The 24,751-nt window shown below is 70.2% G+C and carries 25 protein-coding genes and 1 tRNA gene; 11 read left to right on the top strand and 15 right to left on the bottom strand.

Annotated features, from left to right (window positions below; all coding sequences use genetic code 11):
• Positions 1–70: 70 nt before the first annotated feature.
• From HDC37_RS11575 to HDC37_RS11565, 3 genes are read left to right on the top strand one after another with little or no spacing between them, the layout of a single operon-like run.
• Complete coding sequence (locus HDC37_RS11575; RefSeq protein WP_308472192.1) at positions 71–787, top strand: hypothetical protein; 717 nt, start codon at positions 71–73, stop codon at positions 785–787.
• Positions 787–2,355 (top strand): DNA polymerase Y family protein, encoded by a 1,569-nt coding sequence (locus HDC37_RS11570; RefSeq protein ID WP_179560570.1) that lies wholly within the window; start codon positions 787–789, stop codon positions 2,353–2,355. Before HDC37_RS11575 ends, HDC37_RS11570 begins: the two co-directional genes overlap by 1 nt.
• A gap of 21 nt (positions 2,356–2,376) precedes the next feature.
• Positions 2,377–5,787, top strand: coding sequence for an error-prone DNA polymerase (locus tag HDC37_RS11565; RefSeq protein WP_179560898.1), 3,411 nt, complete (start codon positions 2,377–2,379; stop codon positions 5,785–5,787).
• Positions 5,788–5,823: 36 nt separating this feature from the next.
• Here the strand turns inward: HDC37_RS11565 and HDC37_RS11560 are convergent, their stop codons facing one another.
• The 7 genes from HDC37_RS11560 to HDC37_RS11530 all read right to left on the bottom strand — a co-directional run bounded on the left by HDC37_RS11560 (position 5,824) and on the right by HDC37_RS11530 (position 11,614).
• A complete protein-coding gene (locus HDC37_RS11560) occupies positions 5,824–6,132 on the bottom strand; it encodes a hypothetical protein (protein ID WP_179560569.1) in 309 nt (102 codons plus the stop codon).
• 105 nt (positions 6,133–6,237) lie between these two features.
• Complete coding sequence (locus HDC37_RS11555) at positions 6,238–6,963, bottom strand: VIT family protein (protein WP_179560568.1); 726 nt, start codon at positions 6,961–6,963, stop codon at positions 6,238–6,240.
• A 46-nt stretch (positions 6,964–7,009) separates the two neighbouring features.
• Positions 7,010–7,180: a hypothetical protein gene (locus HDC37_RS11550; protein WP_179560567.1), complete on the bottom strand. Its 171-nt coding sequence runs from the start codon at positions 7,178–7,180 to the stop codon at positions 7,010–7,012.
• Between the two features lie 76 nt (positions 7,181–7,256).
• The gene (locus HDC37_RS11545) at positions 7,257–7,688 is read right to left on the bottom strand and encodes an SRPBCC family protein (protein WP_179560566.1); all 432 of its coding nucleotides are present in this window, start codon (positions 7,686–7,688) and stop codon (positions 7,257–7,259) included.
• A 13-nt stretch (positions 7,689–7,701) separates the two neighbouring features.
• The gene (locus HDC37_RS11540) at positions 7,702–8,484 is read right to left on the bottom strand and encodes an isocitrate lyase/phosphoenolpyruvate mutase family protein (RefSeq protein ID WP_179560565.1); all 783 of its coding nucleotides are present in this window, start codon (positions 8,482–8,484) and stop codon (positions 7,702–7,704) included.
• A gap of 43 nt (positions 8,485–8,527) precedes the next feature.
• Positions 8,528–10,096, bottom strand: a complete 1,569-nt coding sequence (locus tag HDC37_RS11535; protein ID WP_179560564.1) for a sulfatase — start codon at positions 10,094–10,096, stop codon at positions 8,528–8,530.
• 132 nt (positions 10,097–10,228) lie between these two features.
• Positions 10,229–11,614 (bottom strand): LLM class flavin-dependent oxidoreductase, encoded by a 1,386-nt coding sequence (locus tag HDC37_RS11530; RefSeq protein ID WP_179560563.1) that lies wholly within the window; start codon positions 11,612–11,614, stop codon positions 10,229–10,231.
• A gap of 177 nt (positions 11,615–11,791) precedes the next feature.
• Here HDC37_RS11530 and HDC37_RS11525 point away from each other — a divergent pair, with 177 nt between their 5' ends.
• On the top strand, positions 11,792–12,307 hold the full coding sequence (locus HDC37_RS11525) for a general stress protein (protein WP_308472191.1): 516 nt from the start codon (positions 11,792–11,794) through the stop codon (positions 12,305–12,307).
• Positions 12,308–12,330: 23 nt separating this feature from the next.
• Here the strand turns inward: HDC37_RS11525 and HDC37_RS11520 are convergent.
• The 4 genes from HDC37_RS11520 to HDC37_RS17545 all read right to left on the bottom strand — a co-directional run bounded on the left by HDC37_RS11520 (position 12,331) and on the right by HDC37_RS17545 (position 14,139).
• Positions 12,331–12,402 (bottom strand) — tRNA-Arg (locus HDC37_RS11520).
• Between the two features lie 76 nt (positions 12,403–12,478).
• A complete protein-coding gene (locus HDC37_RS11515) occupies positions 12,479–12,763 on the bottom strand; it encodes a Fe-S cluster assembly protein HesB (protein ID WP_179560561.1) in 285 nt (94 codons plus the stop codon).
• Between the two features lie 141 nt (positions 12,764–12,904).
• Complete coding sequence (locus HDC37_RS11510; protein ID WP_179560560.1) at positions 12,905–13,252, bottom strand: Lsr2 family protein; 348 nt, start codon at positions 13,250–13,252, stop codon at positions 12,905–12,907.
• A 59-nt stretch (positions 13,253–13,311) separates the two neighbouring features.
• Positions 13,312–14,139: a LuxR C-terminal-related transcriptional regulator gene (locus HDC37_RS17545; RefSeq protein WP_308472190.1), complete on the bottom strand. Its 828-nt coding sequence runs from the start codon at positions 14,137–14,139 to the stop codon at positions 13,312–13,314.
• A 171-nt stretch (positions 14,140–14,310) separates the two neighbouring features.
• Between HDC37_RS17545 and HDC37_RS11500 the strand changes: the two genes are divergently transcribed.
• A complete protein-coding gene (locus tag HDC37_RS11500; RefSeq protein WP_179560558.1) occupies positions 14,311–14,664 on the top strand; it encodes a DUF485 domain-containing protein in 354 nt (117 codons plus the stop codon).
• The gene (locus HDC37_RS11495; RefSeq protein ID WP_179560557.1) at positions 14,661–16,292 is read left to right on the top strand and encodes a cation acetate symporter; all 1,632 of its coding nucleotides are present in this window, start codon (positions 14,661–14,663) and stop codon (positions 16,290–16,292) included. Before HDC37_RS11500 ends, HDC37_RS11495 begins: the two co-directional genes overlap by 4 nt.
• Positions 16,293–16,371: 79 nt before the next feature.
• On the opposite strand, the gene HDC37_RS11490 is transcribed toward HDC37_RS11495, so the two are convergent.
• Positions 16,372–16,893 (bottom strand): methylated-DNA--[protein]-cysteine S-methyltransferase, encoded by a 522-nt coding sequence (locus HDC37_RS11490; protein ID WP_179560556.1) that lies wholly within the window; start codon positions 16,891–16,893, stop codon positions 16,372–16,374.
• A gap of 199 nt (positions 16,894–17,092) precedes the next feature.
• Between HDC37_RS11490 and HDC37_RS11485 the strand changes: the two genes are divergently transcribed.
• Positions 17,093–20,791, top strand: coding sequence for an AAA family ATPase (locus HDC37_RS11485; RefSeq protein WP_179560897.1), 3,699 nt, complete (start codon positions 17,093–17,095; stop codon positions 20,789–20,791).
• Between the two features lie 4 nt (positions 20,792–20,795).
• Positions 20,796–20,990 (top strand): hypothetical protein, encoded by a 195-nt coding sequence (locus HDC37_RS11480; protein ID WP_179560555.1) that lies wholly within the window; start codon positions 20,796–20,798, stop codon positions 20,988–20,990.
• Here the strand turns inward: HDC37_RS11480 and mscL are convergent.
• Genes mscL through HDC37_RS11465 form a run of 3 tightly spaced genes read right to left on the bottom strand, consistent with a single transcriptional unit; the run spans position 20,984 to position 22,392 of the window.
• Complete coding sequence (gene mscL / locus HDC37_RS11475) at positions 20,984–21,421, bottom strand: large conductance mechanosensitive channel protein MscL (RefSeq protein WP_179560554.1); 438 nt, start codon at positions 21,419–21,421, stop codon at positions 20,984–20,986. The two genes, HDC37_RS11480 and mscL, sit on opposite strands and share 7 nt — an antisense overlap.
• A 35-nt stretch (positions 21,422–21,456) precedes the next feature.
• A complete protein-coding gene (locus tag HDC37_RS11470; RefSeq protein WP_179560553.1) occupies positions 21,457–21,765 on the bottom strand; it encodes an FmdB family zinc ribbon protein in 309 nt (102 codons plus the stop codon).
• Positions 21,766–21,795: 30 nt separating this feature from the next.
• Entirely contained in the window at positions 21,796–22,392 is a 597-nt protein-coding gene (locus tag HDC37_RS11465) for a 5-formyltetrahydrofolate cyclo-ligase (RefSeq protein WP_179560552.1), read from the bottom strand.
• A gap of 91 nt (positions 22,393–22,483) precedes the next feature.
• Here HDC37_RS11465 and galU point away from each other — a divergent pair, with 91 nt between their 5' ends.
• From galU to HDC37_RS11450, 3 genes are all read left to right on the top strand, one after another.
• Entirely contained in the window at positions 22,484–23,371 is an 888-nt protein-coding gene (galU, locus tag HDC37_RS11460; RefSeq protein WP_179560551.1) for a UTP--glucose-1-phosphate uridylyltransferase GalU, read from the top strand.
• Between the two features lie 36 nt (positions 23,372–23,407).
• Positions 23,408–24,037, top strand: coding sequence for a GNAT family N-acetyltransferase (locus tag HDC37_RS11455; RefSeq protein WP_179560550.1), 630 nt, complete (start codon positions 23,408–23,410; stop codon positions 24,035–24,037).
• A gap of 230 nt (positions 24,038–24,267) precedes the next feature.
• The coding region (locus HDC37_RS11450) for a DUF222 domain-containing protein (protein WP_179560549.1) at positions 24,268–24,751 on the top strand (484 nt) is incomplete at its 3' end.

Here is a 24,751-nt window from a genome sequence, read left to right as displayed (position 1 = left end):
GATGTCGGAGGCTCCTCCTACGCTCGCCACAGGCATTGAGTTCATAGAACGCATGTTCTAGCCTGTGGAGGTGAGGGCGATCGTGCAGACCGAGACGACGACCCGCGACGACGTTCGCGGCGAGGTCCATCGCCTGCGTGCCCAGCTCGAGCGGGTGCAGGGGCGTCGGATGGATGCTCCGGTGCTGCCGGTTCTCGAACCGTTCGCCGATGTCCTGCCCGGCGGCGGCCTCCGCGCCGGGTCGGCGTACTCCCTCACCCGTTCCGCGTCGCTGGTCTCGGCGCTGCTGGCCGGTCCCTCGCAAGACGGCACGTGGTGCGCGGTGGTGGGCATGCCCGACTTCGGCATCGAAGCGGCCGAGAGCGCCGGGGTCGACCTCTCCCACCTCGTACTCGTCCCCGACCCCGGTCCGCGGTGGCTGGCGGTCGCCGCGACTCTCGCCGAGGTCATCCCCGTGGTGGCGGTGCGCCCCACGACCCGCACGGCGGACGCCGAGGTGTCGCGGCTGGGGGCACGCCTGCGTGATCGCGGTGCGGTGCTGCTGGTGCAGGGTCCCTGGCCTCAGGCCGAGGCCTCGCTGGATCTCGCCGAGCCGGCGTGGTCGGGGGTGGGGCGGGGGCACGGGTACCTGGCGGCGCGCGAGGTCACGATCGATGTGCGCAGCCGGCGGTGGCCCATGCCCCGGCGGGCACGGATGACCCTCCCCGCAGCCGACGGTGGCGTGGGCGCCGTCCGTTCGGTGCCGTCGGAGGTCCCGGCCCTTCCCCGCCTCGAGGCGGTCGGCTGATGCGCCCCGACGCCCCCGTGCGCAGCCTCGTGCTGTGGGTCCCGGATTGGCCCGTGGCGGCGTTGGCGCGCGATGCTGCGAGTTCGGCTCCGGCTGCCGAGGACGTCCCGGTGGCCATCATCGCCGGGGGGATGGTGACCGCCTGCTCGGCCGCCGCCCGCGCGGACGGGGTCCGCCGCGGACAGCGTCGCCGAGACGCGCAGTCCCGATGCCCGGGACTGCGCGTGGTCGAGGCCGACGACGCCCGTGATCACCGCGCGTTCGCGCCGCTGGTCGCGGCGCTGGAGGAGCGGGCGCCGGGGGTGCAGATCATCCGCCCGGGTCTGTGCGCGCTGCGCGCCCGGGGTCCCGCCCGGTACTACGGGGGCGAGACCGACGCCGCCCGCGTGCTCCTCGGCACGGTCCGCGCGCTCGGCGTCGCCGACGTGCGCGCGGGCATCGCCGACGGACCCTTCACCGCCGAACAGGCCGCCCGCAACACCCGCCCCTCCGATCCGGTCTCGGTCGTTCCCACCGGGGGTGCGGCGGGTTTCCTCGCCCCGCTTCCGATCACCGCCCTCGCCGATCCCGATGTCGTGGCGCTGCTGGCGCGCCTGGGGGTGCAGACGCTCGGTGACTTCAGTCGCCTCGACGCCGAGCGGGTGCGGGAACGGCTGGGGGAGCCGGGGATGCGGCTGCACCGGCTGGCGTCGGGTCTGGATTCGCGTCCCGTCGAGCCGCGCGTGCCTCCCCCTGAGCTGCACCGCGAGGTCGCCTTCGAGCCGCCCCTCGAGATCGCCGAGCAGGTGGCGTTCGCCCTGCGGATCGCCGCCGACGAGTTCATCTCGCGCCTCGGCGCGATCGACCTCGTCTGCACCGAGCTGCGGGTCGAGCTCACCGGAGACCGCGGGGAGCGGAGCGAACGTGTCTGGCTTCACCCCCACTCCTTCGACGCGGCGGCTGTCGTCGACCGGGTGCGGTGGCAGCTGGCCGAAGAGGCGTCAGGAGAGGACGGGGGAGTGCTGGCCAGCGGCGTGGCGCTCGTGCGCGTCTCACCTGAGGCCGTCGACGCCGCCTCGCACCACGCCCCGGCGATGTTCGGCGCCGGGACGGATGAGCGGGTCCATCACGTGCTCTCCCGGGTGCAGGCGATGCTGGGTCACCGCGGCGTGCTGACCGCCGAGGTGGGAGGGGGGAGGTGGCTCACCGAGCGTCTGGTGCTCGTGCCGTGGGGAGACCGCACCGTCGTGACCGCCGAGCGCACCCGCCCCTGGCCAGGGAGCCTTCCCGACCCCCTCCCGGGCACCGTCTTCCCCGAACCGGTGCCGGTGCAGGTCGTCACCGGCGAGGGCGGGCCGGTCGCCGTCGACGAACGCGACCGCGTGACGGCGACGCCCTCGGTGCTGGTGGAGTCGGGGCGTCCCCGCGCGATCATGGAGTGGGCGGGCCCGTGGCCCATCGTCGAGCGCAGCTGGGATGCCGCCCGCAGCCGTCGTGCGCACCGGTTCCAGGTGGTCGACGCCGACCGCACCGCCTGGCTGCTGGTCTGCGCCGGCGGCTCGTGGATCGCCGAGGGCCGCTATGACTGATCGATGCGGACGGGCCTGCTGATGGGCTTCAACAATCCCGGCGTCCCCTGGTCGGAGCTCGAGCGTGTCCTCAGCGACCGGCGTCGACCGCGCAACATCCCCGCGGGTGCCGACGGGGGTGACAGCCCCGCCTGGTCGCACAAGCGCGGCCCCTACGTCCCGCCCGCCATCGAGCGTCCCGCTGAGACGGTGCCCTATGCCGAACTGCACGCGCACTCGTCGTTCTCGTTCCTCGACGGGGCGTCTTCTCCGGAGGAGCTGGCAGAGGAGGCCGAGCGTCTCGGCCTCCATGCCCTGGCCGTCACCGACCACGACGGGTTCTACGGCATCGTGCGGTTCGCCGAGGCCGCCGAGAACCTGCAGGTGAAGACCGTGTTCGGAGCGGAGCTGTCGCTCGGGTACGACGACCGGTCTCCCACCCCGTCGCGGGCGGGTGATCCCGATCCGGAGGGGTCGCACCTGCTGGTGCTCGCCCGGGGGGAGGAGGGTTACCACCGGCTCGCCGCTGCCCTCACCCGTGCCCAGCTCGCGGGGTCGGAGAAGGGGCGTCCCGTCTACGACCTCGATGAGCTGGCCGAGCGGGCGGACGGGCACTGGGCGATCCTCACCGGATGCCGCAAGGGCGCCGTTCGCCGCGCGCTCGCCGACGACGGACCGACGGGCGCCGCCGCCGAGCTCGACCGCCTCGTGGCGCTGTTCGGCCCGGAGGCGGTGAACGTCGAACTCATCGATCACGGCAACCCGACCGACACCCGCGACAACGACATCCTCACCGCCCTCGCCCGCGAGCGCGGGCTGCCGCTGCTGGCCTCCAACAACGTCCACTACGCCGCCCCCGAGCGGGCGCGGCTCGCCGCCGCCGTCGCCGCGATCCGCGCGCGCCGGGGGCTGGACGAGCTCGACGGATGGCTGCCCGCCCACGCCGCCGCGCACCTGCGCTCCGGGGCCGAAATGGCCGAGCGCTTCGCCCGCTACCCCGGAGCGGTGGCGCGCACGGTGCAGCTCGCCGACGAGCTGGCCTTTCCACTGCGGCGCGCGCGCCCGGCGCTGCCGCGCCAGAAGGTTCCCGAGGGGCACACGCCGATGACGTGGCTGCGTCACCTGGTGTGGGAGGCCGTTCCCCGCAAGTATCCCGACCTGTCGGCCGAGAACCGCGCGCGCATCGAGCGGGAGCTGCAGGTCATCGAGACCAAGGACTTCCCCGGCTACTTCCTCATCGTGCACGGCATCGTGCAAGAGGCGCGGCGCCGCGGCATCCTCTGTCAGGGGCGCGGGTCGGCCGCCAACAGCGCGGTCTGCTACCTGCTCGACATCACTGCGGTCGACGCCATCGCCTACGAGCTGCCCTTCGAGCGCTTCCTCTCCAGCCTCCGGGACGAAGAGCCCGATATCGACGTCGACTTCGACTCCGACCGGCGCGAGGAGATCATCCAGTGGGTCTACGCCACCTACGGCCGTGACCGCGCCGCCCAGGTGGCGAACGTCATCCAGTACCGGCCCAAGAACGCCGTCCGCGACGTCGCCAAGGCTCTTGGCTACTCCACCGGCCAGCAGGACGCGTGGTCCAAGCAGGTCGAGCGCTGGGGGGCGTCACTGGAGTCCGCTCCCGACAACGACATCCCCGCCCAGGTGGTCGAGTACGCCTCCGAGCTGCTGAAGGCCCCCCGCCACCTCGGGATCCACTCCGGGGGGATGGTGCTCACCGACAGGCCCGTCGGCGAAGTGGTGCCCATCGAGCACGCCCGCATGGAGGATCGCACCGTCATCCAGTGGGACAAAGACGACGCGGCCTGGATGGGGCTGGTGAAGTTCGACCTGCTGGGCCTCGGGATGCTCGCGGCCCTGCAGTACTGCTTCGACATGATCCACACCGCCACCGGCGAGCGATGGGAGCTGGCGACCCTCCCCAAGGAGGAGCAGGCGGTGTACGACATGCTCTGCCGGGCCGATTCGATCGGGGTGTTCCAGGTCGAATCCCGTGCCCAGATGGGCCTTCTCCCTCGGTTGCAGCCGCGCCGGTTCTACGACCTCGTGGTGGAGATCGCCCTCATCCGCCCCGGTCCCATCCAGGGCGGGGCGGTGCATCCGTTCGTACGGAGGAAGCTCGGTCAGGAGCCGGTGACCTATGCCCACCCGAAGCTCGCGCCCGTGCTGCAGCGCACCCTGGGGGTGCCGGTGTTCCAAGAGCAGCTCATGCAGATGGCGATGGCCATCGGCGACTGCTCCGGTGAGGATGCCGACCTGTTGCGTCGTGCGATGGGGTCCAAGCGGGGAGTCGAGCGGATCGAGTCGCTCCGCGAGCGCCTGTACGAGGGGATGGCGCGCAACGGCCTCGTCGGAGAGGACGCCGACGCGATCTACCGTCAGATCCAGGCCTTTGCGAACTTCGGCTTCGCCGAGTCGCACTCGCTGTCGTTCGGGCTCCTCGTCTACGCCAGCTCCTGGATCAAGCTGCACTATCCCGCGGCCTTCCTCGCGGGGCTCCTCCGGGCGCAGCCGATGGGGTTCTACTCGCCCGCCACCCTCGTCGCCGATGCGCGCCGGCACGGGGTGGAGGTGCAGCGCCCCGATCTGCTCCGCTCCGATGTGCATGCGACGCTCGAGCCCGTGGGCGACGAACGCGGTGTCACCGGCCGCCCCGAGTGCGCGCATCGCACCCAGCCTGCGGTGCCGGTCTTCGACCCGGCAGCGCCCGATGAGTCGGCCGCGCATCGGCGGGACGGTCACCACGCCGTGCGGCTCGGGCTCGCGGCGATCAAGGGGATCGGCGACGCGCTCGCCGCGAAAATCGTGACCGAGCGACGGCAGCGGGGCGACTACCGCGACATGCGGGATCTCGTCCGCCGGACCGGGGCCACCGCGGCCCAGCTGGAGGCGCTCGCCACGGCGGGAGCGTTCGAGTGCTTCGGGATCACCCGGCGCGAGGCGCTCTGGATCGCCGGGTCCGCCGCACAGGACCGTGCGGAGTTCCTCCCCGAATCGATGGTCGCGGTGCAGCCACCGCTCTTCCCGGATCAGTCCAGCTACGACATCCTCGCCGCAGACCTGTGGGCGACCGGGATCTCCACCGACGACCACCCGCTGACGCATTTCCGCTCGGGGCTGGATGCGCGGGGCGTGTTGACCTCACGAGAGCTGCGGACGCACGACCCGGACCGGCGCGTCGAGGTGGCGGGCCTCGTCACCCACCGCCAGCGGCCCGCCACAGCGTCGGGCATCACCTTCCTCAACCTCGAAGACGAGCACGGCGTCGTCAACGTCATCTGCTCGGTCGGGGTCTGGAACCGCTATCGACGGGTGGCTCGGGATTCGCCGGCCCTCATCGTGCGGGGAATGCTGGAGCGCTCAGCGGAAGGGGTGACGAACCTCGTCGCCGACCGGTTCGAAGACCTGCGGGTGGGGGTGGGTCACCGCTCGCGCGACTTCCGCTGACCGCGTGGATGCCTCGAGCCGACGGTGACGCGACGCTCAGGCCGCGCGCCGGTGCCGGCGCGCGCGAGCCTCATCGAGGATCTCGTCGAGGGAGTCGAACCATCCGGTCCGCACCGGCGGCTGAACCCAGACGACCTCGAACCGCGATCCATCGTCCTGCACGTAGGCGAGGAGACAGGCCGGATCGTCATGCGGCAGAGCGAGATCGGTGATGACCCAGCCCCCGGCCGCAAGCCGCACGAGTTCGAACTGGTCCGTGTGGAGCGGCCCCGTCTTGAGCTGCTCGGTGCCGAGCGGCTTCCTGTCGAACGGCTCCCTGGATGCGCGGGGTGACTCGGTCAGCATGGCGTCCTCGTCCTTCTGCCTGGGACACCAGTGAACTCCACTTCCAGCGTGCTGACTGCTCCCTTTCGCTTCTCGCGCTGGTGTGGCAGAATCCCTCCGCGGCGGTCAGGCCACTCCGGTGCCGAGCAGCGTGCCGATGAGGTAGGTCGCGCCGAGCGCGAGTGCTCCGCCGACGACCGTGCGGATGACGGCGCGGAGGCGCCGGGCGCCGCCGATCCACGCGGCGACGTATCCGGTGACGGCGAGGGCGATGAGGACGCTCACGAAGGTGAGCCAGATGCGGGCGGGGTGGGGGACGAGGAGGATCGTCGCGAGGGGGAGCAGGGCGCCGATCGTGAAGGCGACCGCCGAGGCGATGGCGGCCGACCAGGGGCTGACGACATCGCTCTGATCGATGTTCAGCTCGATGGAGAGGTGCGCGGCGAGGGCGTCGCTCTCGGTCAGCTCCTTCGCCACCGCGGTCGCCGTCTGCTCGCTGAGCCCCTGTGCGCGGTAGAGGTCGACGAGTTCAGCGAACTCGCCCTCGGGGTCGGTGGCGAGCTCGCGGCGCTCCTTCTCGATCAGCGCGTGCTCGCTGTCGCGCTGGCTCGACACCGACACGTACTCACCGAGGGCCATGGAGACCGCGCCGCCGACGAGGGCCGCGGCGCCCGCGAGCAGAACCGGACCGACCTCCGCCGTCGCGCCCGCCACACCGACGACCACTGCTGCGGTGGAGACGATGCCGTCGTTGGCACCGAGCACACCGGCGCGCAGTCCGTTCAGCCGCTGGGCGAGCCCGGGCCGGTGCGGCTCACCGGGGTGCCCTGTCGAGACGCGATCCTCGGTCACGGCCCGACGTTACCGCCGCCGAGGGGCGGCGAGAAGAGCGGACCGGTCAGGCGACGAGAGCGAGCGCGTGCGCGAGTGCCTCGGTGGACTCGTGGTTCTCGGTGAACGGGACGATCCCGAAGTAGCTGCCGATCACCAGGAGGAAGACGAAGATGATCGACAGGAACAGGATGCCGAGCGAGGCCAAGGACACCAGGAGGGGAAGGCGAGAGGTCACCCTTCCATGATGGTGCATCCGCGCCATCCGGGGCGGAATGATCTCTCGACGACAGGCCTGATCGCGACGGCCTTGCTCACGCCTCCAGGATGCGGACGACCCGGCCGAGTCCGGTCGCCAGGGTCGAGCGGATCGAGTCTTCGATCATCGGCTCCACCAGCCGCAGCATGCCCGAGGGCTCGCCGTCGATGGTGGCGCTCACGCGGGTTCCCGCGGCCTCGTCGGCGAGCTCGAACAGGAGGGATGTCGGGAACGTGCCCTTCGTGCTGACGATGGCCATCCGTCCGGGCGGCAGGTACTCGGTGACCTGCCAGTGGAAATCGACCTCGCGGCCCATGACGCGCATCCGGCTGTGGATCGTGCTCCCCACCCCGACCGGCGGGGGCGAGGTCAACCTTTCGGAGATGACGGTCTCGTCCCACTCGGGGCGCCGGCCGGCGTCGGTGAGGTAGGCGAAGACGTCGGCGCGTGAACGCGCGATCAGGACGATCTCGGTGACGGTGAACATGGCGTCAGCGGCGTCAGTTCAGCGCGGGAGTGTCTGCGGGGATGACCCCACCGGCGTACAGCTCTTCGCCGAGATCGCGGAGGGCCCGGAGCGCGACGCGCTGGGTGAGCGGACCGTAGGAGATGCGCGCGACGCCGAGCTGCTCGTAGTCGGTCGCCGGCAGTGCTCCGGGCAGGCCGATGACCGACAGCTTCAGCGGCCCGAGCGCGTCGACGATGCGCTCGACATGCGGTCGCTGGAGCGCGCCGGGGACGAACACCAGGGCCGCGCCTTCGTCGAGGAACGCCCGGCCGCGTCGGATGGCCTCGTCGATGCGCTCTTCGATGGGCGCGTCGCCGCCGCGGATGAGGGCGTCGGTGCGTGCGTTCAGCTGGAAGGTGACACCCTCGGCCTCCGCGGCACGCACCGCGGCGTGGACGCGCGCGACCGCCTCGTCGAAGGGGCGCATGCGGTCTTCGATGTTGGCGCCGACGATGCCGAGGCCGATCGCGCGCCGCACGGTCTCCGCCGGGTCGTCGTATCCGTCGTCGAGATCGGCGCTGACGGGCAGGTCGACCGACCGGGCGATGAGGCCCGCCGCGTCCAGGGCGGTGTCGAGCGGCATCCCGCCGTCGGGGTAGCCGAGGCTCGCCGCGATCGAGTGCCCGGCGGTGGCAAGAGCTCGCGTCTGGGGGAGGTCGGCGATCACCTTCGCGCTGATCGCGTCCCAGACGTTCACCACCTGCAGAATCTCCGGCGCCTCATGAAGCGCCTGCAGCGTGCGTGCCTTGTCCTGCGTGCTGGTCTCGGAGGTCATACCGCGACGCTACCCGACGGTGAGGGCCCGGCGGCTGCCGCGCTCAGCCCGCTCCGCTGAACGCGTCGACGAACCGATCGCGGAAGGCATCCATGCGCCACGCCGGCGCGTCGGCTGACGGCCGGAACCCGGCATCCCACCCCCACGCTTCGATCCGCTCGAACACGGCGGGGTCTTTCGACATGATCGTGATGGGCACGTCGTTGTCGGCGTCGGGCCCGCTGACGACGCGGGAGGGCTGGTGGTCGCCCACCAGCACGAGCACGAGATCGGCGGGGTCGTAGGCCTCGACGAACGACAGCGTCGCGCCGAGGGAGTACTGCATGGCGTCGGCGTAGTCGGCGCGGATGCGCTGCTCGTCCGGCCAGAAGCTCGCCGCGGCGGCGTCGTCCAGCTGATCGGCGAAGACGCTGCCGTCGCCGAGGTCAGACCACGGCACGAGCCGGGGCGTCGGCGTCCACGGCGTGTGCGACGACACGAGAGAGACCTCGGCCATGATCGCCGCGTCGTCGCGGCTCAGCTCCTCGTCGACGAAGCGCTGCCAGGTGAACTGATCGGGCACGCGCGCGAAACCGAAGGCGGGGCCATCGAACGCCAGTTGCTGCTCGTCGAGCATCCGATCGAAACCGTAGAACGCCTCACCCTCCGGCCACGGCTCGGTGTGGGCGGGGTTGACCGTGACCGTGCGCCAGCCCCTCTCGCCGAACAGGCGGCTCAGCGTCATCCGCTCGCTCGAAATCAGCGCGTCGTACTTCTGCTGCGTGTCCACCCACGCGCCGCTCTGCAGCGTGCCGTGGGCGAGCCAGCTGACACCGCCGAAGGTGGGGGAGGTGAGGAACGCGCTCTGGGCGAGGTAGGCCTCCGCCGTCAGCCGCGCGGCGCTGTCGTCGATCACCTGGGTGATGCCCGCCATCGGCTCGGCGCCCGACACCGCGACCTCCCCGTAGCTCTCGACGAACGCGATGACGACATCCTTGCCGCGCAGCCCCGCGAGCAGCTCGCCCGAAGGTGCGCCCGCAAGAGTGTCGTCCTGGAGCGCCTGCTCGAAGGCCTCCTGCTCGGGAATGCTCTCCGCCGCCTGCACGGCTTCACCGACCAGGGTCGTCGTGACATCCGCCGAGGCGACAGAAGTTCCCGAGGGATGCTGCGCCCCGACGACCGACAGGATCACCCACGCGGTCGCCGCGGCGGCGACCGCCATCCGCCCCCGTGCGCCGACGCGCGACACCGTCCGCGCGCACCGCAGCACGCACCGACCCACAACGGCCACCGCAGCGACCGCGAGCGCGATGACGACGACGGCCGCGAGGGCGGCGGTGATCGGCCCCACCACGTCTTGGACGACCTTGTAGGCGTTGATGACGGCGCGCCAGTCTTCGGTGGCGGCGAAACCGCGGTCGATCGTTCCCCGGAACGACAGGTCGAGCAGTGCGACGAGGGCCGCAGCGACGGTGACGGCCCCGAACGCGTAGGCGACGACCCGTCGGATCACCCCGTCGGGAACGGCGACGGCGATCAGCAGGACGAGGATCGTCTCCACCGGCAGGCGCAGCGCCAGGCCCGTGCCGGGATCGAGCGCTCCCGCGATGAGCGGGGCGCCGAAGACCGCCACCCAGGCGAGAGCCGTGACGATTGTCGCCCGCCAGCTCGCCGGCGGCCGCGGCGCAACCCCAAGGCCGCCACCGAGGTGACGATTCTGCGGGCGCCCGGGGGTCGCCGTGTCATCCAGTCCGATACCGCGACGCTACCCGACGGTGAGGGCCTGCCCGACGGTGTAGCGCGATCCGTGGTGGTCTTCCGGCAGGCGGTCGCCCCGCCCGTGCAGCTTCTGCCGCAGGGTGCCGGGCTCGTACGCCTCGGGGTAGACGCCCCGGCGCCGCAGCTCGGGAATGACCCATTTCACGATGTCTTCGAACGTGCCGGGGGTGATCGCGTAGGCGAGGTTGAAGCCGTCGACATCCGTCTCGTCGACCCACGCCTGCAGCTCGTCGGCGATCTCCTCGGGTCCACCCACGATGAGGGGGCCGAGCCCGCCGATCGCGCTGTGCCGGCCGATGTCGCGCACGACCCATTCCTCGCCGTCGTCGTTCGCGGCCTGGAAGTTCGACACCGTCGACTGGATGGCGTTGCTCTGCACGTTGCCGATCGGGTCGTCGAGGTCGTACTCCGACAGGTCGACGCCCATCCATCCCGACATGAACACGAGCGCACCCTCGGGGCTGGCGTATTGGAGGAAGTCGGCGTGCTTTGCCCGCGCCTTCTCGGGGGTCTCGTCGGTGATGATCGTCAGCAGGGTGTAGATCTTCGCGGCATCGCGCGGTCGCCCCGCCGCCTCGAGGGCGTCGCGGATGCGCGCGACCGTCGCCTTCAGCACGTGCTTGGTGGGCGCGGCGACGAAGATCGCCTCGGCGTTTCCGGCGGCGAACGCGATGCCGCGCGGGGAGGCCCCCGCTTGGTAGATCACGGGTGTCCGCTGCGGCGACGGCTCGCACAGGTGAATGCCGGGCACGGTGTAGTGCGTGCCGTAGTGGCCGATCTCGTGCACCTTGCTCGGGTCGGTGAAGACGCCGCTCTCGCGGTCGCGGATGACCGCGTCATCCTCCCAAGACCCCTCCCACAGCTTGTAGAGCACCTCGAGGTACTCGTCGGCGACGTCGTAGCGCTGGTCGTGCTCGAGCTGGTCGTCGTGCCCCATGTTGCGCGCGGCGCTCGGCAGGTACCCGGTGACGACGTTCCAGCCGACCCGCCCCTTGGTGAGGTGGTCGAGCGTCGACATGCGCCGGGCGAACGGGTAGGGGTGCTCGTACGCGGTGCCCGCGGTCACCCCGAACCCGAGGTTCTCGGTGACGGCAGCCATCGCCGACACGAGCAGGATCGGGTCGTTGACCGGCACTTGGGCGCCGTGGCGGATCGCGGCCTCGTTGGAGTTGCCGTACACGTCGTAGGTGCCGAGCACGTCGGCGATGAAGATGCCGTCGAAGGTGCCCTGTTCGAGGAGGCGAGCGAGGTCGGTCCAGTAGGAGAGGTCATTGTACCGGGCGGACTGGTCATCGGGATGCCGCCACATGCCGGATGACTGGTGCGCGACGCAGTTCATGTCGAAGGCGTTGAACCGGATCTGCTTGCTCATGCCTCCAGCATCGGGATGCCGCGGAGGGAGGTCGAACGGGTTGTCATCGGGCGTCACACAGCGGGCCGGGTGTTTCGGAGGCCGTTGACGTCGTCGGCGCCGTGTCGCACCATGGGCGGAGGACCAGCCGGGGGATCTGGCGAGGGGTCGATACCGCAGGAAATCGGGGGAGTGACCGTGACCGACGCAGCAGCTTCTAGCCAGGCACGCTCCGTGCTGGCGAGCTTCACCGAGTACGCCGACGCGCAGGCGGCGGTCGACAGGCTGTCTGATCAGCAGTTCCCCGTCGAGCACGTCGCGATTATCGGCTACAACGTTCGGATCGAGGAGCAGGTGACCGGCCGGATGACGAACTGGACGGCTGCCGGCTACGGCGCGGCCTCTGGCGCCTGGTTCGGCCTTCTCATCGGGCTGCTCTTCGGGCTACTAGCCGACAACGTCGCCGCGTGGATCCTGCTGCTGCTCCTCGGCCTCGGCCTCGGTGCGCTCTGGGGGGCGGTGTTCGGCTTCGTCGGACACCTGGCCACCCGGGGCCGCCGCGACTTCAGCTCCGTCAAGCAGTTCCTTGCGGAGAGGTGGGACGTGACCGTCAGGTCCGACGAGCTGCTCCGGGCTCAGAGCCTTTTGGCGAACACCGCGCAGGGTGCGCCGGGGGCTCAGCCTTCGGGAGATACCGCCGCCCCGCGAGCGTGAAGCACAAGCCTCTCGTGCTCCTATGCCCCTAGAGGGACTCGAACCCCCAACCGTTTGCTTAGGACGCAACTGCTCTTCCATTGAGCTACAGAGGCTGGCGAATCGAGTCTATCCGCCGACGACGAAGGCCCCGGTGCGTCTGCACCGAGGCCCGTCTTACTACTTCAGTCGTTACGCCTGCGCCGCGAGGGCGAAGCGCACCGAGCCGTCATCGTTCATCTGCGCGTCGAGGATCTGGTCGTCCAGCGCCGCCTGCGCGGTGCTGTCAAGGAAGACGCGCGCGCCATCCGCTTCGACAACGGCGTCCGCAGGCTCGGGCTGCGGAGCTAGGGTCAGTTCGAAGCCGGCGGTGGGTGCCTCGGCTCCGCGGATGCGGATTCCGGCGGCCTGGACGTCGGGGGTGCCCGCAACCACAGCCTTGACAGCGGTGGCGGCGTTCTCGGTGAGAGTGAGCATGTGCTTCTCCTTCCGTGGTGGAGTCAGCCACGCTTCCGAGAATCGAGCGCCATTGCAAGCGAGGGCGCCGATACCCAGCGTTCTCCAACCCGATACCCACGAAACACGGAAAGAGCCGCGAATCCCGTCGACCTGATGCGCCTAGTGCGCGGCTTCGTACGCCTCCATCACCGAGGCAGGAATGCGCCCTCGCTCCGACACGGACATTCCGCGCTCTTTCGCCCACTGGCGAACGGCGGTGTAATCGGCCTGTCCCGTGCGGCGGCGCTTGCGGGATGCTGCGGATTCGGCCGCCCGGCCGGTCGACACCGTTCGGGCGGCGTCTACATATCGGGACAAGGTGTCGCGGAATTCAGTGGCATTGTCGACGGTGAGGTCGATCTCATATGCGACGCCGTCGAGAGAGAAGAGGACTGTTTCGCCTTCGCCGACTTCGAGGACGGTTCCGTCCAGATCATCGACGAGCTGGTGCACAATTTTTCGGGCCATGGTCACACATTATGGGGTGCGACAACGAAATCGCACCGTCAACATCGAAATGGCGCAATTCAGGGGAGAAGACCCGCGCGACGCGCTTGCATCACCGCGGCATGGCGGGTCGAGACGTCCAGTTTCGCCATGGCCGATTTCAAATACGACTTCACCGTCGCTTCGCGAAGCCCGAGGGTCTCGCCGATTTCGCTATTGGTCTCACCGAGTGCCGCGCGGGCGAGGACGTCGATCTCTCTGGGGGAGAGGTGGATGTCGGTGTTGGCCGGGTTCGCCTCGTCGTGGGTGAGCGCGGCCAGCCGCTGTTCGACGCGCGCCAAGCGTTGGCGGAGCCCGTCGTCATCCACTCCCGCGGCGATGCTGCGCAGTTCGGCGTAGCTCTCCCGCAGCTCCTCGCGCGCGGCGGCGGGCATCGCGGCCGCGGGCAGCTGCGACGGGGTGAAGGTCTCCAGCCGCCGGGCCACCTCGTCTCGGACGCGGAGCTCGGTCGCGAGCTCCTCGGCGACCTGGAAGGCGGGGCGGGCGATGACGTCGCCGACGCGGCGCTCGCCCCACGATCCGCAATAGATGACGCCGCGCGGCTTCCCCGACACCAGGACCGGCACCGCGAAGAGGGTGGCGATGCCCTCGCCGAGGATGGCGCGGTCGTAGTCGTGTGTGATGCTGCGGGCGGTGCGGTAGTCCAGCGCGAGCCGCGGTCGCTTCTCGACGTAGGCGCGACCGCCGAGACCCCGCATCGGGTGCACGACGAGTCCCTCGAGGTACCGGGTGCGGGCACCGGAGATCGCGGAGACGTGGATCGCGTCGTCGCGGGAGAGGCCGCCGAACGCGACGGGGAAGCCGGTGCGGCGGGTGAGATCTCCCACGGCACGGGAAACGAGTTGCACGTCGCTCGGAGCGTTCGGCGAACCGACCACGAACTACCTACTTCCGGGGGTGACGGCTGCGTCGCCGCCTTTCGTAGCGTCGACCCTAGCAGGCGCTCTCCGTCGATGTTGGGCGTCTTCAGTTCGGGACCGGCGCGAAAAGCGCCCAGGGATTGTGTGCAAGGAGGCCACATGTCCGATCGACGTACCGAGTCCGCCCCGCCGGGCGGAATCGACTACATCGCGGTGGAGGAATCGCCGCGTTTCGGTGAATTGAAGAGGCGGCAACGCAGTTTCATCTTCCCCTTCGCCATCGCGTTCCTCGTCTGGTACTTCGCCTACGTTCTGCTGTCGTCTTTCGCAGTGGACTTCATGTCGCAGCGCGTGTGGGGTGACATCACCGTCGGCCTGCTGTTCGGCCTCGGACAATTCGTCACCACCTTCGGCATCACGATGCTCTATGTCTGGTTCGCGAACCGGAAACTCGACCCGATCGCCGAAGAGATCCGTGAGGAACTCGAGCAGCGAGAGGCGGCCGGCGCATGAACGAATTCTTCGCCTCCGTCGGGTCGGCGGTCAGCGCCGCGGTCGACACCGCCGAGAACAATCCGATACTGAACATCTCGATCTTCGGCGCATTCGTCGCGGTGACCCTGTTCATCGTCATCCGTGCCAGTAGGAACAACAAGACCGCCGCGGACTATTACGCCGCCGGACGCTCTTTCACCGGGCCGCAGAACGGGTTCGCCATTTCGGGCGACTATCTCTCCGCAGCGTCCTTCCTCGGCATCTGCGGCGCGATCGCCATCAACGGGTACGACGGCTTCCTCTACTCCATCGGGTTCCTCGTCGCGTGGCTCGTCGCCCTGCTGCTCGTGGCAGAGCTGATGCGCAACACCGGCAAGTTCACAATGGCCGACGTGCTCTCCTTCCGCCTGAAGGAGCGCCCCGTGCGCATGGCCGCGGCGATCACCACGCTCGCGGTGTGCTTCTTCTATCTGCTGGCGCAGATGGCGGGGGCCGGGGGACTCGTCGCGCTGCTCCTCGGCATCACCGAGACCGTGGGGCAGTCGGTGGTCGTCGCCGTCGTCGGCGTCATCATGATCGTCTACGTCCTCGTCGGCGGCATGAAGGGCACCACCTGGGTGCAGATCGTCAAGGCGTTCCTGCTCATCGGCGGCGCGCTGGTCATGACCATCTGGGTGCTGGCGATCAACGGCTTCAGCCTGAACACGCTCCTCGAGAACGCCGTGGCGGCGTCGGTCACCGAGCCGGCGGATGCGATCCTCGGCCCGGGCCTGCAGTACGGCGGCAACCCGTGGGACTTCATCTCCCTCGCGATCGCGCTCGTGCTCGGCACCGCGGGCCTCCCGCACGTGCTGATGCGCTTCTACACGGTGCCGACCGCCAAGGAGGCACGTCGCTCGGTGGTGTGGGCGATCTGGCTGATTGGCCTGTTCTACCTGCTGACCCTCGTGCTGGGCTACGGCGCTGCGGCGCTCGTCGGCCCGGAACGGATCGCCTCGGCGCCCGGCGGGGTCAACTCCGCCGCGCCGCTCCTCGCGCTCGAGCTCGGCGGACCGCTGCTGCTCGGATTCATCAGCGCGGTGGCGTTCGCGACGATCCTCGCGGTGGTCGCGGGCCTGACCATCACGGCGGCGGCGTCGTTCGCGCACGACATCTACGCCAACGTGGTGAAGAAGGGCAACGTCCCGCCCGACGGAGAGGTGAAGGTCGCCCGGCGCACCGTCATCGTGATCGGCATCCTCGCCATCCTCGGCGGCATCGCGGTGCAGGGTCAGAACGTCGCGTTCCTCGTGGCGCTCGCGTTCGCGGTGGCGGCATCGGCCAACCTCCCGACCATCCTGTACTCGCTCTTCTGGCGGAACTTCACCACCCGCGGGGCGGTGTGGAGCATGTACGGAGGACTCGCCGCGGCGATCATCCTCATCGTGCTCTCGCCCGTCTTCTGGGGGTCGGAGACCAGCGTGTTCAAGGTGGGCACCGCGATCTGGCCGCTGAACAACCCGGGGATCGTCTCGATCCCGGTCGGGTTCTTCCTCGGCTGGCTCGGATCGGTCACCTCCCGGGGCGGCGAGAGCCGCACCAAGGCAGCGGAGATGGAGGTGCGCTCGCTCACCGGCTTCGGTGCCGAGAAGGCGACGAACCACTAGGCACATCTCTGATCCGGATGCCACGGATCGGCGGCCCCGCGGAGAGGAGACTCCCGCGGGGCCGCGCGTGACGGGCGGCCTACACGCCCGCCGCGCGCTCGAGGTCGACAAGGAATCGCTTCACCTCGGGGTGGCCGCCGTACTCCCCGAGCGACCCGTCGGCGCGCACCACACGGTGCACGGGGATGACGATCGAGAACGGGGTGGTCGCGCAGGCGGTGCCGACCGCGCGCGCCGCGCCGGGGCTGCCCGCGGCGATCGCCACCTCGCCGTAGCCGGCGGTCTCGCCGTAGGGGATCTGCCGGATCGCCTCCAGGGCGAGCCGGGTGAAGCCGGTCGTCGCGCCGAGGTCGAGCGGAAGGTCGAACGCGCGGCGCTCGCGGGCGAAGTACTCGTCCAGCTGGTCGGCGGCGCGGCGGGCGGGCGGGTGCGCGGGACCGGGCTCCACATCGCCGTACCGGCGGGCGAGTCCTTCGAGCTCCGGCTCGACCGGTCCGTGGATCGGGTGGACGGTGAGAAGGGCCTCATCCGAAGCAACGATGAGCACCTCGCCGACGGGGGAGGGGTGCAGGAGGAACCGGGGAGCGAGGGCGGCGATCATGACGACATCCTCGCCCGTCGTCCGCTGTCTCGCGGGTGCTGTCACGGCATCTGTGAGTGATCGGTCGTCGGGGCAGCCTGTGCAGGAAAGGCCGATCACTCGGCGTGTCGCCAATACCGCGAAAACCCGCCCCGCCTAACGGCGCGGGACCAGGCGGGCGCTTAGTGTGGCTGACGTGTGGCGAGTCGAGTCCGATGTCATGGTGAACCGGGGAAATACCGTGCCCGGTGCGGCCGTGAACCCCGGAGACCTCGGTCTTTCGGAACCGGGTGTCACGGTTGCGCATATCGCCGACCCCGCGCGGGAGCGCCTGCGACGCCAGGCGTCGCAACTGGGCGGACGCTCGACGCTGCTGCACTACAGCGACTCCCGCGAAGAGGGCATCGAGATCACCGGTGCCCACCCGGGGAGCCTTCCGCAGTTCATCACCGGACGCTCGACGCTGCTGTCGGGCCTCTTCCGCGACGAAGTGGCGCTGCGGAACGCGCGCCTCGCCGCTGAGCGCATCACCGCGAAGAACGTCGAGCTGCGCACCGCGCGAGGGATAGACGCCGTCCACCTCGCCGTCGGTCTCGCCTCCTGGCGCCTGGGCGGCCTCGCCTGCACCGCGCCCGTGCTCCTGCGTCCGCTCGCGATCCGGCGGCACCACTCCGACTTCGAGCTGAAGCTGCTCGGCACCTTCCAGGTCAACCCCGAACTCATCCGGGCGCTGAAAACCCACTTCGGCATCACCGTCGACGCGCGGGCGCTCGCCGCTCTCGCCTACGACGGCGGCGTGTTCAAACCGCAGCCGGTGATCGACCACCTGCGGGCGCTCACCGCGTCGCTGCCGAACGTCGCGGTGCAGCCGCGACTGGTGGTCTCGACCTTCGCCGACGTCGCCTCGGTGATGTCGCGCGACGCGGCCCACCTCGACCACCCTGTGCTGAACGCCCTGGCGGGGCATCCTGCCGATCGCGAACGGGTGATGCACCGCCGGGAGATTCCCTCGATCCTCCCCGCCGACGAGCGACCCCCGGCCGCCGATGCGCTGCTGCTCGACGCCGACGCCGAGCAGGAGGGGGTGCTCGCGCGGATCGCGTCGGGCCAGTCCCTCGTCGTGCACACGCTCCCCGGCACCGGCGGCACCCAGACCGTCATCAACGCGGTCGGTTCGCTCGTGCGCGAAGGGCGACGGGTCCTCGTCGTGAGCGCTCGCCGTGCCACACTCGAAGGCGTCCGCCACCGTCTCGCGGGAGTGGGTCTCCCGGGCCTCACCGTCTCGCCCCGGCACGTGCGCCGTGATCTCATCCGTGCGATCGGGCGCAACGAGAAGGCCGAGAAGCCCGCCGTCGCCGAAGTCGACGACGCCCTCGTGCGCCTGCGCACCGTGCTCCGCGACTACCGCCACGCGCTCACCACGAAGCATTCCGACCTCGGCGTCTGCACCCTCGACGTGCTGCGGCGCCTCGCCGAGCTGTCGGCCCTCGATCCCGCCCCGACGACCGCCGCGCGGTTCGACGTCAGCACGCTCATCCGCCTCGCCGGCAAGCGGCGCGAGGCCGCGGCGAAGCTCGCGACCGCGGCACGGCTGGGGGAGTTCCGCTTCGGCCCCCACGACTCGCCGTGGTTCGGCGTCTCGTTCGCCACCACCTCCGACGCCCGTCGTGCGCACGGCCTCGCCGCCCGCCTGCACCGCGCCGACGTTCCCGCCCTGCTGGAGCGCGGCTACGCGATGGTGGGCCAGACCCACATGCGGCCGTTCCAGAGCGTCGCCGAGCTCGGCGTGCAGCTGCGGCTGCTCTCGGGCATCCGCGATTCGCTCGACCGGTTCAGCCCGACCGTGTTCGAGCGGCCGCTCGGCGAGCTCATCCAGGCGCACGGTCCGCGTCGCGACTCGCCGTCGATGAACGCGTCGAACCGGCGCCGGCTGAAGCGCCTCTCCCGCGAGTACATCCGCCCCGGCGTGCACATCGTCGACATGCACGAGGCACTCCTGCGGGTGCAGCAGCAGCGCACCGAATGGCACCGCTACGTCGAGGCCGGTGTCATCCCCGAGGTGCCGTTCGGTCTCGCCGACGTGCAGGTCGCGTGGCAGCGCGTCGACGCCGACCTCGCCGAGCTCGACGAGGTCCTCGGGCGCTCGGGCGCCGACGCGCTCGGCTCCATCCCGGTGTCGCAGCTGGTGCGGACGCTCGCCGAACTCGCTGCGGAGTCGGATGTCTTCGACAACCTCGTCGAGCGGGCGACCCTGCGCTCCGAGCTGGCAGGGCTCGGCCTCGAACCCCTCCTCACCGAGCTCTCGGTGCGTCACGTCCCCGAGCAGCAGGTGGGCGCCGAGCTTGAGTGGGCCTGGTGGCAGTCGGCGCTGGAGTACCTGCTGCGCACCGACCGCGCGCTCCTCGGCGCCAACACCGCCGTCGTCGACCGTCTCGAACGCGACTTCCGCCTCGTCGACGAAGCGCACACCGGCGCCTCCGGCCCGCTGCTGGCCTCACAGCTGGCCACGCAGTGGCGCATCGGCATCGTCGATGAGGCCGATGAGGCCGCGGGTCTGCGGACCGCCCTGAAGTCGGGCGACATCAGCCCCGAGCAGTTCCTCGAGGCAGCTCCCACGCTCTCGCGCACCCTCGCTCCGGTGTGGCTCGCCTCGCCCTACGACGTGCCGCTCATTCCCGACACCCTGCGCTTCGACGTCGTCATCATCGCGGATGCCGGGGCGCTCTGCCTCGCCGAGGCGGCACCCGCTCTGCGGCGCGGCGGTCAGCTCGTCGTGTTCGGTGACCCGGTGACGCAGAAGCCCACCCCGTTCCGGGTGGCCTCTGCCATCCCGACCGACGACCCCGACGCGCCGGACGAGCCGTTCGACGAGGAGAGCGTGTTCGTGCGTCTCTCCGAGCTGTTCCCCGTCGAGACCCTCACCCGCAGCTACCGTGCCGGGGGAGAAGACCTCGCCGCGCTCGTCAACGACGCCTTCTACGGCGGCGAGATCGTCTCGCTCCCCTGGGCGGGGTCGTACCTCGGTCGCGGGAGCCTCAGCGTCGACTACGTCGAGGGCGGCACGGGCGCGCCCGACCCGATCAGCGGCGCCGTCGAAAGCCCTGACGCCGAGGTGGCCCGCGTGGTCACCCTGGTGGTCGAGCACGCGGTGAACCGGGCATCGGAGTCGCTGATGGTCGTCACCGCGTCGCGGAAGCACGCCGAACGCATCCGCGCCGCCGTCGGCGCCGCCTTCGCCGGACGGACCGACGTGGCCGACTTCGTCGGTCGCGACACCGCCGAGCCGTTCGCCGTCCTCAGCCTCGAGGAGTCGGTCGCCGAGAGCCGCGACCGCGTCATCTTCTCGCTCGGGTTTGGCCTCACCAAGCACGGCCGGGTGCTGAGCGACTTCGGCGACCTGTCGACCCCTGACGGCGAGCGTCTGCTGACGGTCGGTATGACCCGTGCCCGCCGGTCGATGGTGATCGTGTCGTCGATCCGTCCGTCGGCGTTCGACGAGGGACGCCTCGAGCACGGTGCCGCGACCCTCATGGGCATCCTCGGCGGTATCGCCGCCCGCGCGCGCGAAGCCCGCCTGGAAGACCTCGCCGACCCGCTCACCCGGTCACTCGCGCGCGAGCTTCGCCGCCTCGGCGTCTCGGTCGACGTGCAGTATCGGGGGCTGCTGCCGCTGGTCGCCCAGTACAACGGCAAGGCCGTCGTCGCCGAGACCGATCCCGAGACCCGGGGCGAGTCGCTGCGCGAAGCCCTGCGGCTTCGGCCGCAGATCCTCCGGCGCCTCGGCTGGCACTACGTGCGCGTGCACTCCTTCGACCTGTACAGCGACCCGGCAGGCGTCGCCGCGCGGATCGCCGAGCTGCTCGGGGCGCCGACGATCACCGCCGACCCCGACACGCAGCCGGTCGACTTCATCGAGTAGTTCGATGCCCGAGGACAAGCCCCGACAGCGCGTCGAACGGGTCCCGGGGTCACGGCGTGCCCGGCTGACCCCCGCGCCCGACACGGTGGCCGAGCCCTCAGCCGTCGACGACCGCGAAGACGCCGCGCCGGCGGCATCCGATGGTCTTTCCGGACCGAATGATGAACGGATGCGGCGCGAGAAACCGCCCCACTACTGACGCGGCTGTCCCTCGGCGCGGCCCTGAGTCGCAAGCAGGTCGCGGATCTGCATGAGCAGCTCCTGCTCGGTGGGCACCGGGTCGGCCGCCGGCTCGGTCGTCGCACCGGCGCGGGCCTCCTGGCGCTTCTTCCAGTGGTTCATCGGCATGACGAAGACGAAGTAGACCACCGTCGCGACGGCGAGGAAGTTGATGACCGCGGCGATGATCGAACCGAACGCGAAAACCGACTCGCCGCCGAACAACGTCGGGACCCGCAGAACGAGCGCGTCGTTGAGATTACCGGTCTGGAAGACCAGCCCGATGAGCGGATTGATGAAGGCCGACACCAGGATGTTGACGATGCCGGTGAACGCGGCGCCGATCACGACCGCGACGGCCAGGTCGATCACATTCCCGCGGAGGATGAACTCCTTGAAGCCCTTGATCATCGATGTGCCTTCCGACGTCGCCGGCTGCCGCCGGGCTACGAACCGCTGGACGCGGGGGAGGCCTTCGCCTCGGACTTCGATGATGTCGAAGACCCGGACGATTCGCCACCGGAACTCGCCGGTGCGCTCTCACTCTTCTTGTTCTCGCCCTTGGAGCCCTCGCCACCGGAACGCGAGTCGGTGCGGTAGAAGCCGGAGCCGTTGAATGTGACACCGATCGAGCCGTACTCCTTGCGCAGCGGACCCTCGCACTCGGGGCAGGTCGTCAGGGCCGGATCGGCGAAGGACTGCACGGCGTCGAAACGGTGCCCGCACTGCTTGCAGGCGTAGGCGTAGGTGGGCATGGCGGTGTCTTTCGTCGGGGGTGCGCCGGGTCAGCGTCGGGCGGGCGCGAGATCGATCGTACGCGTCGGGGTGACCACGCCCGACACCGGCTGGTCGTGCAGGTCGCGGGGCACCGCGTCGAGCAGCTCGGTATCGTAGATGACGGCGTAGACCGGGGGGCACCGCTCCATCGACCCGAGCGTCTTGTCGAAGAAGCCTCGCCCCCAGCCGAGGCGCGTTCCGTCCTGTCCGACGGCGGCGGCGGGGATGACGAGCAGATCGACGTCGTTCACCGCGATGGGCCCGAGCACCTCGCCGACCGGCTCGGGCAGGCCGAACATCCCCTCGGTGATGTCGAGGTCGGGCGTGGCGACCGACCAGTCGAGGAGGCCGTCGGTGCGGGTGATCGGAAGAAGCACCCGGATGCCGCGGCGCACCGCCTCGGTGACGAAGCGCCGGGTGCCGGGCTCTGTCGTCGTGGAGAGGAAGCACGACATCGAGCGGACGCCCAGGCGTTCGACCAGCGCGTTCAGCTGCGCGGCGATGCCGTCTTCCGCGGTTTCGCGGGCTGCCGGCGAAATCAGGTTGCGGCGCTCGCGCAGGTCGGCGCGGAGCGCCCGTTTGGCATCGGCGATCGCGTCTGACATGCGTCGATCTTAGGCGGACGGCTCGCGCCGCTCACGGTGCTCAGGGGCGGCAAGTCCTTTCCCGAGGAATCCACCCCCTACAATCGTGGGCGTGCCTCGTAGCTCTTTCAAAGCCGTGATTCCCGCCGCCGGACTCGGAACGCGTTTCCTCCCCGCCACCAAGGCGATGCCGAAGGAGATGCTCCCCGTCGTCGACAAGCCGGCGATCCAGTACGTCGTCGAGGAGGCCACCGCGGCCGGCATCGACGACGTGCTCATCATCATCGGGCGGAACAAGAACAACCTGTCGAACCACTTCGACTCGGTTCCCGAGCTGGAGTCCACGCTCGAGCGCAAGGGCGATCACTCCAAGCTCGCGAAGGTGCAGCACTCCAGCGACCTCGCCGACATCCACTTCGTGCGCCAGGGTGAGCCGAAGGGACTCGGTCACGCGGTGCTGCGTGCCCGCGCCCACGTCGGCGACCACCCGTTCGCCGTGCTCCTGGGCGACGACCTCATCGACGAGCGCGACCCGCTGCTGACGACCATGCTCGAGGAGCACACGAAGCGCGGCGCGGCGATCGTGGCCCTCATGGAGGTCGACCCCGACTCCATCCACCTCTACGGCGCGGCCGCGGTCGAAGCCACCGACAGCGATGGCGTGGTGAAGGTCACGGGCCTGGTCGAGAAGCCCGCGAAGGAGGATGCGCCGTCGAACCTCGCGATCATCGGGCGCTACGTCCTCTCGCCGTCGGTGTTCGAGATCCTCGAGCGCACCGAGCCCGGCAAGGGCGGCGAGATCCAGCTGACCGACGCCCTCCAGGAGATGGCCGCCGACCCCGACGGACCGGGGGTCTACGGCGTGGTGTTCCGCGGCCGTCGCTACGACACCGGCGATAGAGTGGACTACATCAAGGCCATCGTGCAGCTCGCCGCCGACCGAGAAGACCTCGGCCCGGAGCTGCGTCCCTGGTTCAAGGAGTTCGCGGCGAAGCTGTGACCTGACACGGCGTCACCGCCGTAGCAAGGGGGGCGTGTGGACCTGTCATCCCCCCGTCAGCACGGTCCGATCTCGATCAGGCTCATCCGCCAGCGGGACGCCCGGACCGTGCAGAACGAGCTGTTGAGCAATCGGTCGTGGCTGCGCCCGTGGGAGGCCACCAGCCCCGACGGGCCCGTGTCGTTCGACATGCGCGCGGGCATCCGGCGTCTGCTGCAGCAGTATCGTGACGGCGCCGGCATCCCCTTCGTCATGGAGTACAACGGCGAGATCGCCGGTCAGCTCAATGTGTGGGGGATCGCGCGGGGGTCTCTCGCGACCGCCACCATCGGCTACTGGGTGAGCGAACGGTTCGCGGGTCGCGGGATCACGCCCACCTCCGTCGCGCTCGCGACCGACGTGTGCTTCACCGAGGCGCGGCTGCACCGGATGGAGATCTGCATCCGGCCCGAGAATCGGGCGAGTCTGCGGGTCGTGGAGAAGCTCGGGTTCCGCTACGAGGGGCTCCGGCGCCGGTACATCCACATCGACGGTGACTGGCGCGACCACTACTGCTTCGCGCTGGTGCGCGAGGACGTGCCCGGGGGAGTGCTCGCCCGGTGGCTCGAGGGGCGGGTGCCGCAGGATGCTGCGACGATCCCTCCCGCGGATCGGCTGCACGCGTAAGGGTTGGTCGCCTGGTTTTTCCCGGGTGGATCGTCTGCACGCCTGAGCGTTCCGGAGTTCGGGGTGTGAGCTGCCTCCGCGCCCGCCCCAGCGTTGCGACGGGTTCGGGATGGACACCCTGCGTCCCCGAGCGGTCGGGCTGCCCGCTGCCAACCTGCCGCGATATTGCCTTCACGTTGTGGTTGAGGGTTTCGGGTGTGGATGTCGGAGGGTGGTGGGATGCTTCATACATGCGTTCGAACCCGCGACTCACTCTCCTCAGCGACGAGGACCGTGTGGAGTTGACGGGAATCGTGGCGGAGGCCGAGCAAGCGCAGCAGGTGTTGGCTCAGGCGGAGGCGGCGCAGGCCCGCGCGCTGGCGAAAGCGGGTGCGTTCGCGGCGCGGCTGGCGGAGGGATCCTCCGCGGTGGTGCGGGACCGGGACATGGCACTCCGCGGTGTCGCGGCCGAGATCGCGGCCGCGGTGCGGGTGTCCGACCGTGCGGTGCAGCGCCAGATCGATTCGGCGTACACGCTGGTGAACGACTATCCCGCGACGGTGCACTGTCTGGAGAAGGGGCTGCTCACCCGGGCGCATGTCGCAGTGGTGGAGGACATCGTTAGGCGGCTGCCCGTGGAGCTGAAGGGGGAGTTCGATCAGCTGGCGGCGGAGATCTGCCTGGACGAGACGCCGGGTCGTGCGCGGGCGGAGTTGGAGATTCTTGCGGAGCGCA

Origin of the sequence: Microbacterium sp. AK009 (assembly GCF_013410955.1) — a bacterium.
Taxonomy (GTDB): domain Bacteria; phylum Actinomycetota; class Actinomycetes; order Actinomycetales; family Microbacteriaceae; genus Microbacterium.
Note: the sequence above shows the minus strand (reverse complement) of the source record. Positions and strands in the feature narration are given on the sequence as shown.

Bases quoted from the DNA above. Each gene is read 5' to 3' on its own strand.
- HDC37_RS11510 (WP_179560560.1), bottom strand. From the start codon at position 13,252: ATGGCCCGAAAAATTGTGCACCAGCTCGTCGATGATCTGGACGGAACC.
- HDC37_RS11530 (WP_179560563.1), bottom strand. From the start codon at position 11,614: ATGAGCAAGCAGATCCGGTTCAACGCCTTCGACATGAACTGCGTCGCG.
- HDC37_RS11500 (WP_179560558.1), top strand. From the start codon at position 14,311: ATGTCCGATCGACGTACCGAGTCCGCCCCGCCGGGCGGAATCGACTAC.
- HDC37_RS11465 (WP_179560552.1), bottom strand. From the start codon at position 22,392: ATGTCAGACGCGATCGCCGATGCCAAACGGGCGCTCCGCGCCGACCTG.
- HDC37_RS11565 (WP_179560898.1), top strand. From the start codon at position 2,377: ATGGGCTTCAACAATCCCGGCGTCCCCTGGTCGGAGCTCGAGCGTGTC.
- HDC37_RS11570 (WP_179560570.1), top strand. From the start codon at position 787: ATGCGCCCCGACGCCCCCGTGCGCAGCCTCGTGCTGTGGGTCCCGGAT.
- HDC37_RS11495 (WP_179560557.1), top strand. From the start codon at position 14,661: ATGAACGAATTCTTCGCCTCCGTCGGGTCGGCGGTCAGCGCCGCGGTC.
- HDC37_RS11540 (WP_179560565.1), bottom strand. From the start codon at position 8,484: ATGACCTCCGAGACCAGCACGCAGGACAAGGCACGCACGCTGCAGGCG.
- HDC37_RS11515 (WP_179560561.1), bottom strand. From the start codon at position 12,763: ATGCTCACTCTCACCGAGAACGCCGCCACCGCTGTCAAGGCTGTGGTT.
- HDC37_RS11560 (WP_179560569.1), bottom strand. From the start codon at position 6,132: ATGCTGACCGAGTCACCCCGCGCATCCAGGGAGCCGTTCGACAGGAAG.
- HDC37_RS11470 (WP_179560553.1), bottom strand. From the start codon at position 21,765: ATGCCCACCTACGCCTACGCCTGCAAGCAGTGCGGGCACCGTTTCGAC.
- HDC37_RS11485 (WP_179560897.1), top strand. From the start codon at position 17,093: ATGGTGAACCGGGGAAATACCGTGCCCGGTGCGGCCGTGAACCCCGGA.
- mscL (WP_179560554.1), bottom strand. From the start codon at position 21,421: ATGATCAAGGGCTTCAAGGAGTTCATCCTCCGCGGGAATGTGATCGAC.
- HDC37_RS11480 (WP_179560555.1), top strand. From the start codon at position 20,796: ATGCCCGAGGACAAGCCCCGACAGCGCGTCGAACGGGTCCCGGGGTCA.
- HDC37_RS11490 (WP_179560556.1), bottom strand. From the start codon at position 16,893: ATGATCGCCGCCCTCGCTCCCCGGTTCCTCCTGCACCCCTCCCCCGTC.
- HDC37_RS11545 (WP_179560566.1), bottom strand. From the start codon at position 7,688: ATGTTCACCGTCACCGAGATCGTCCTGATCGCGCGTTCACGCGCCGAC.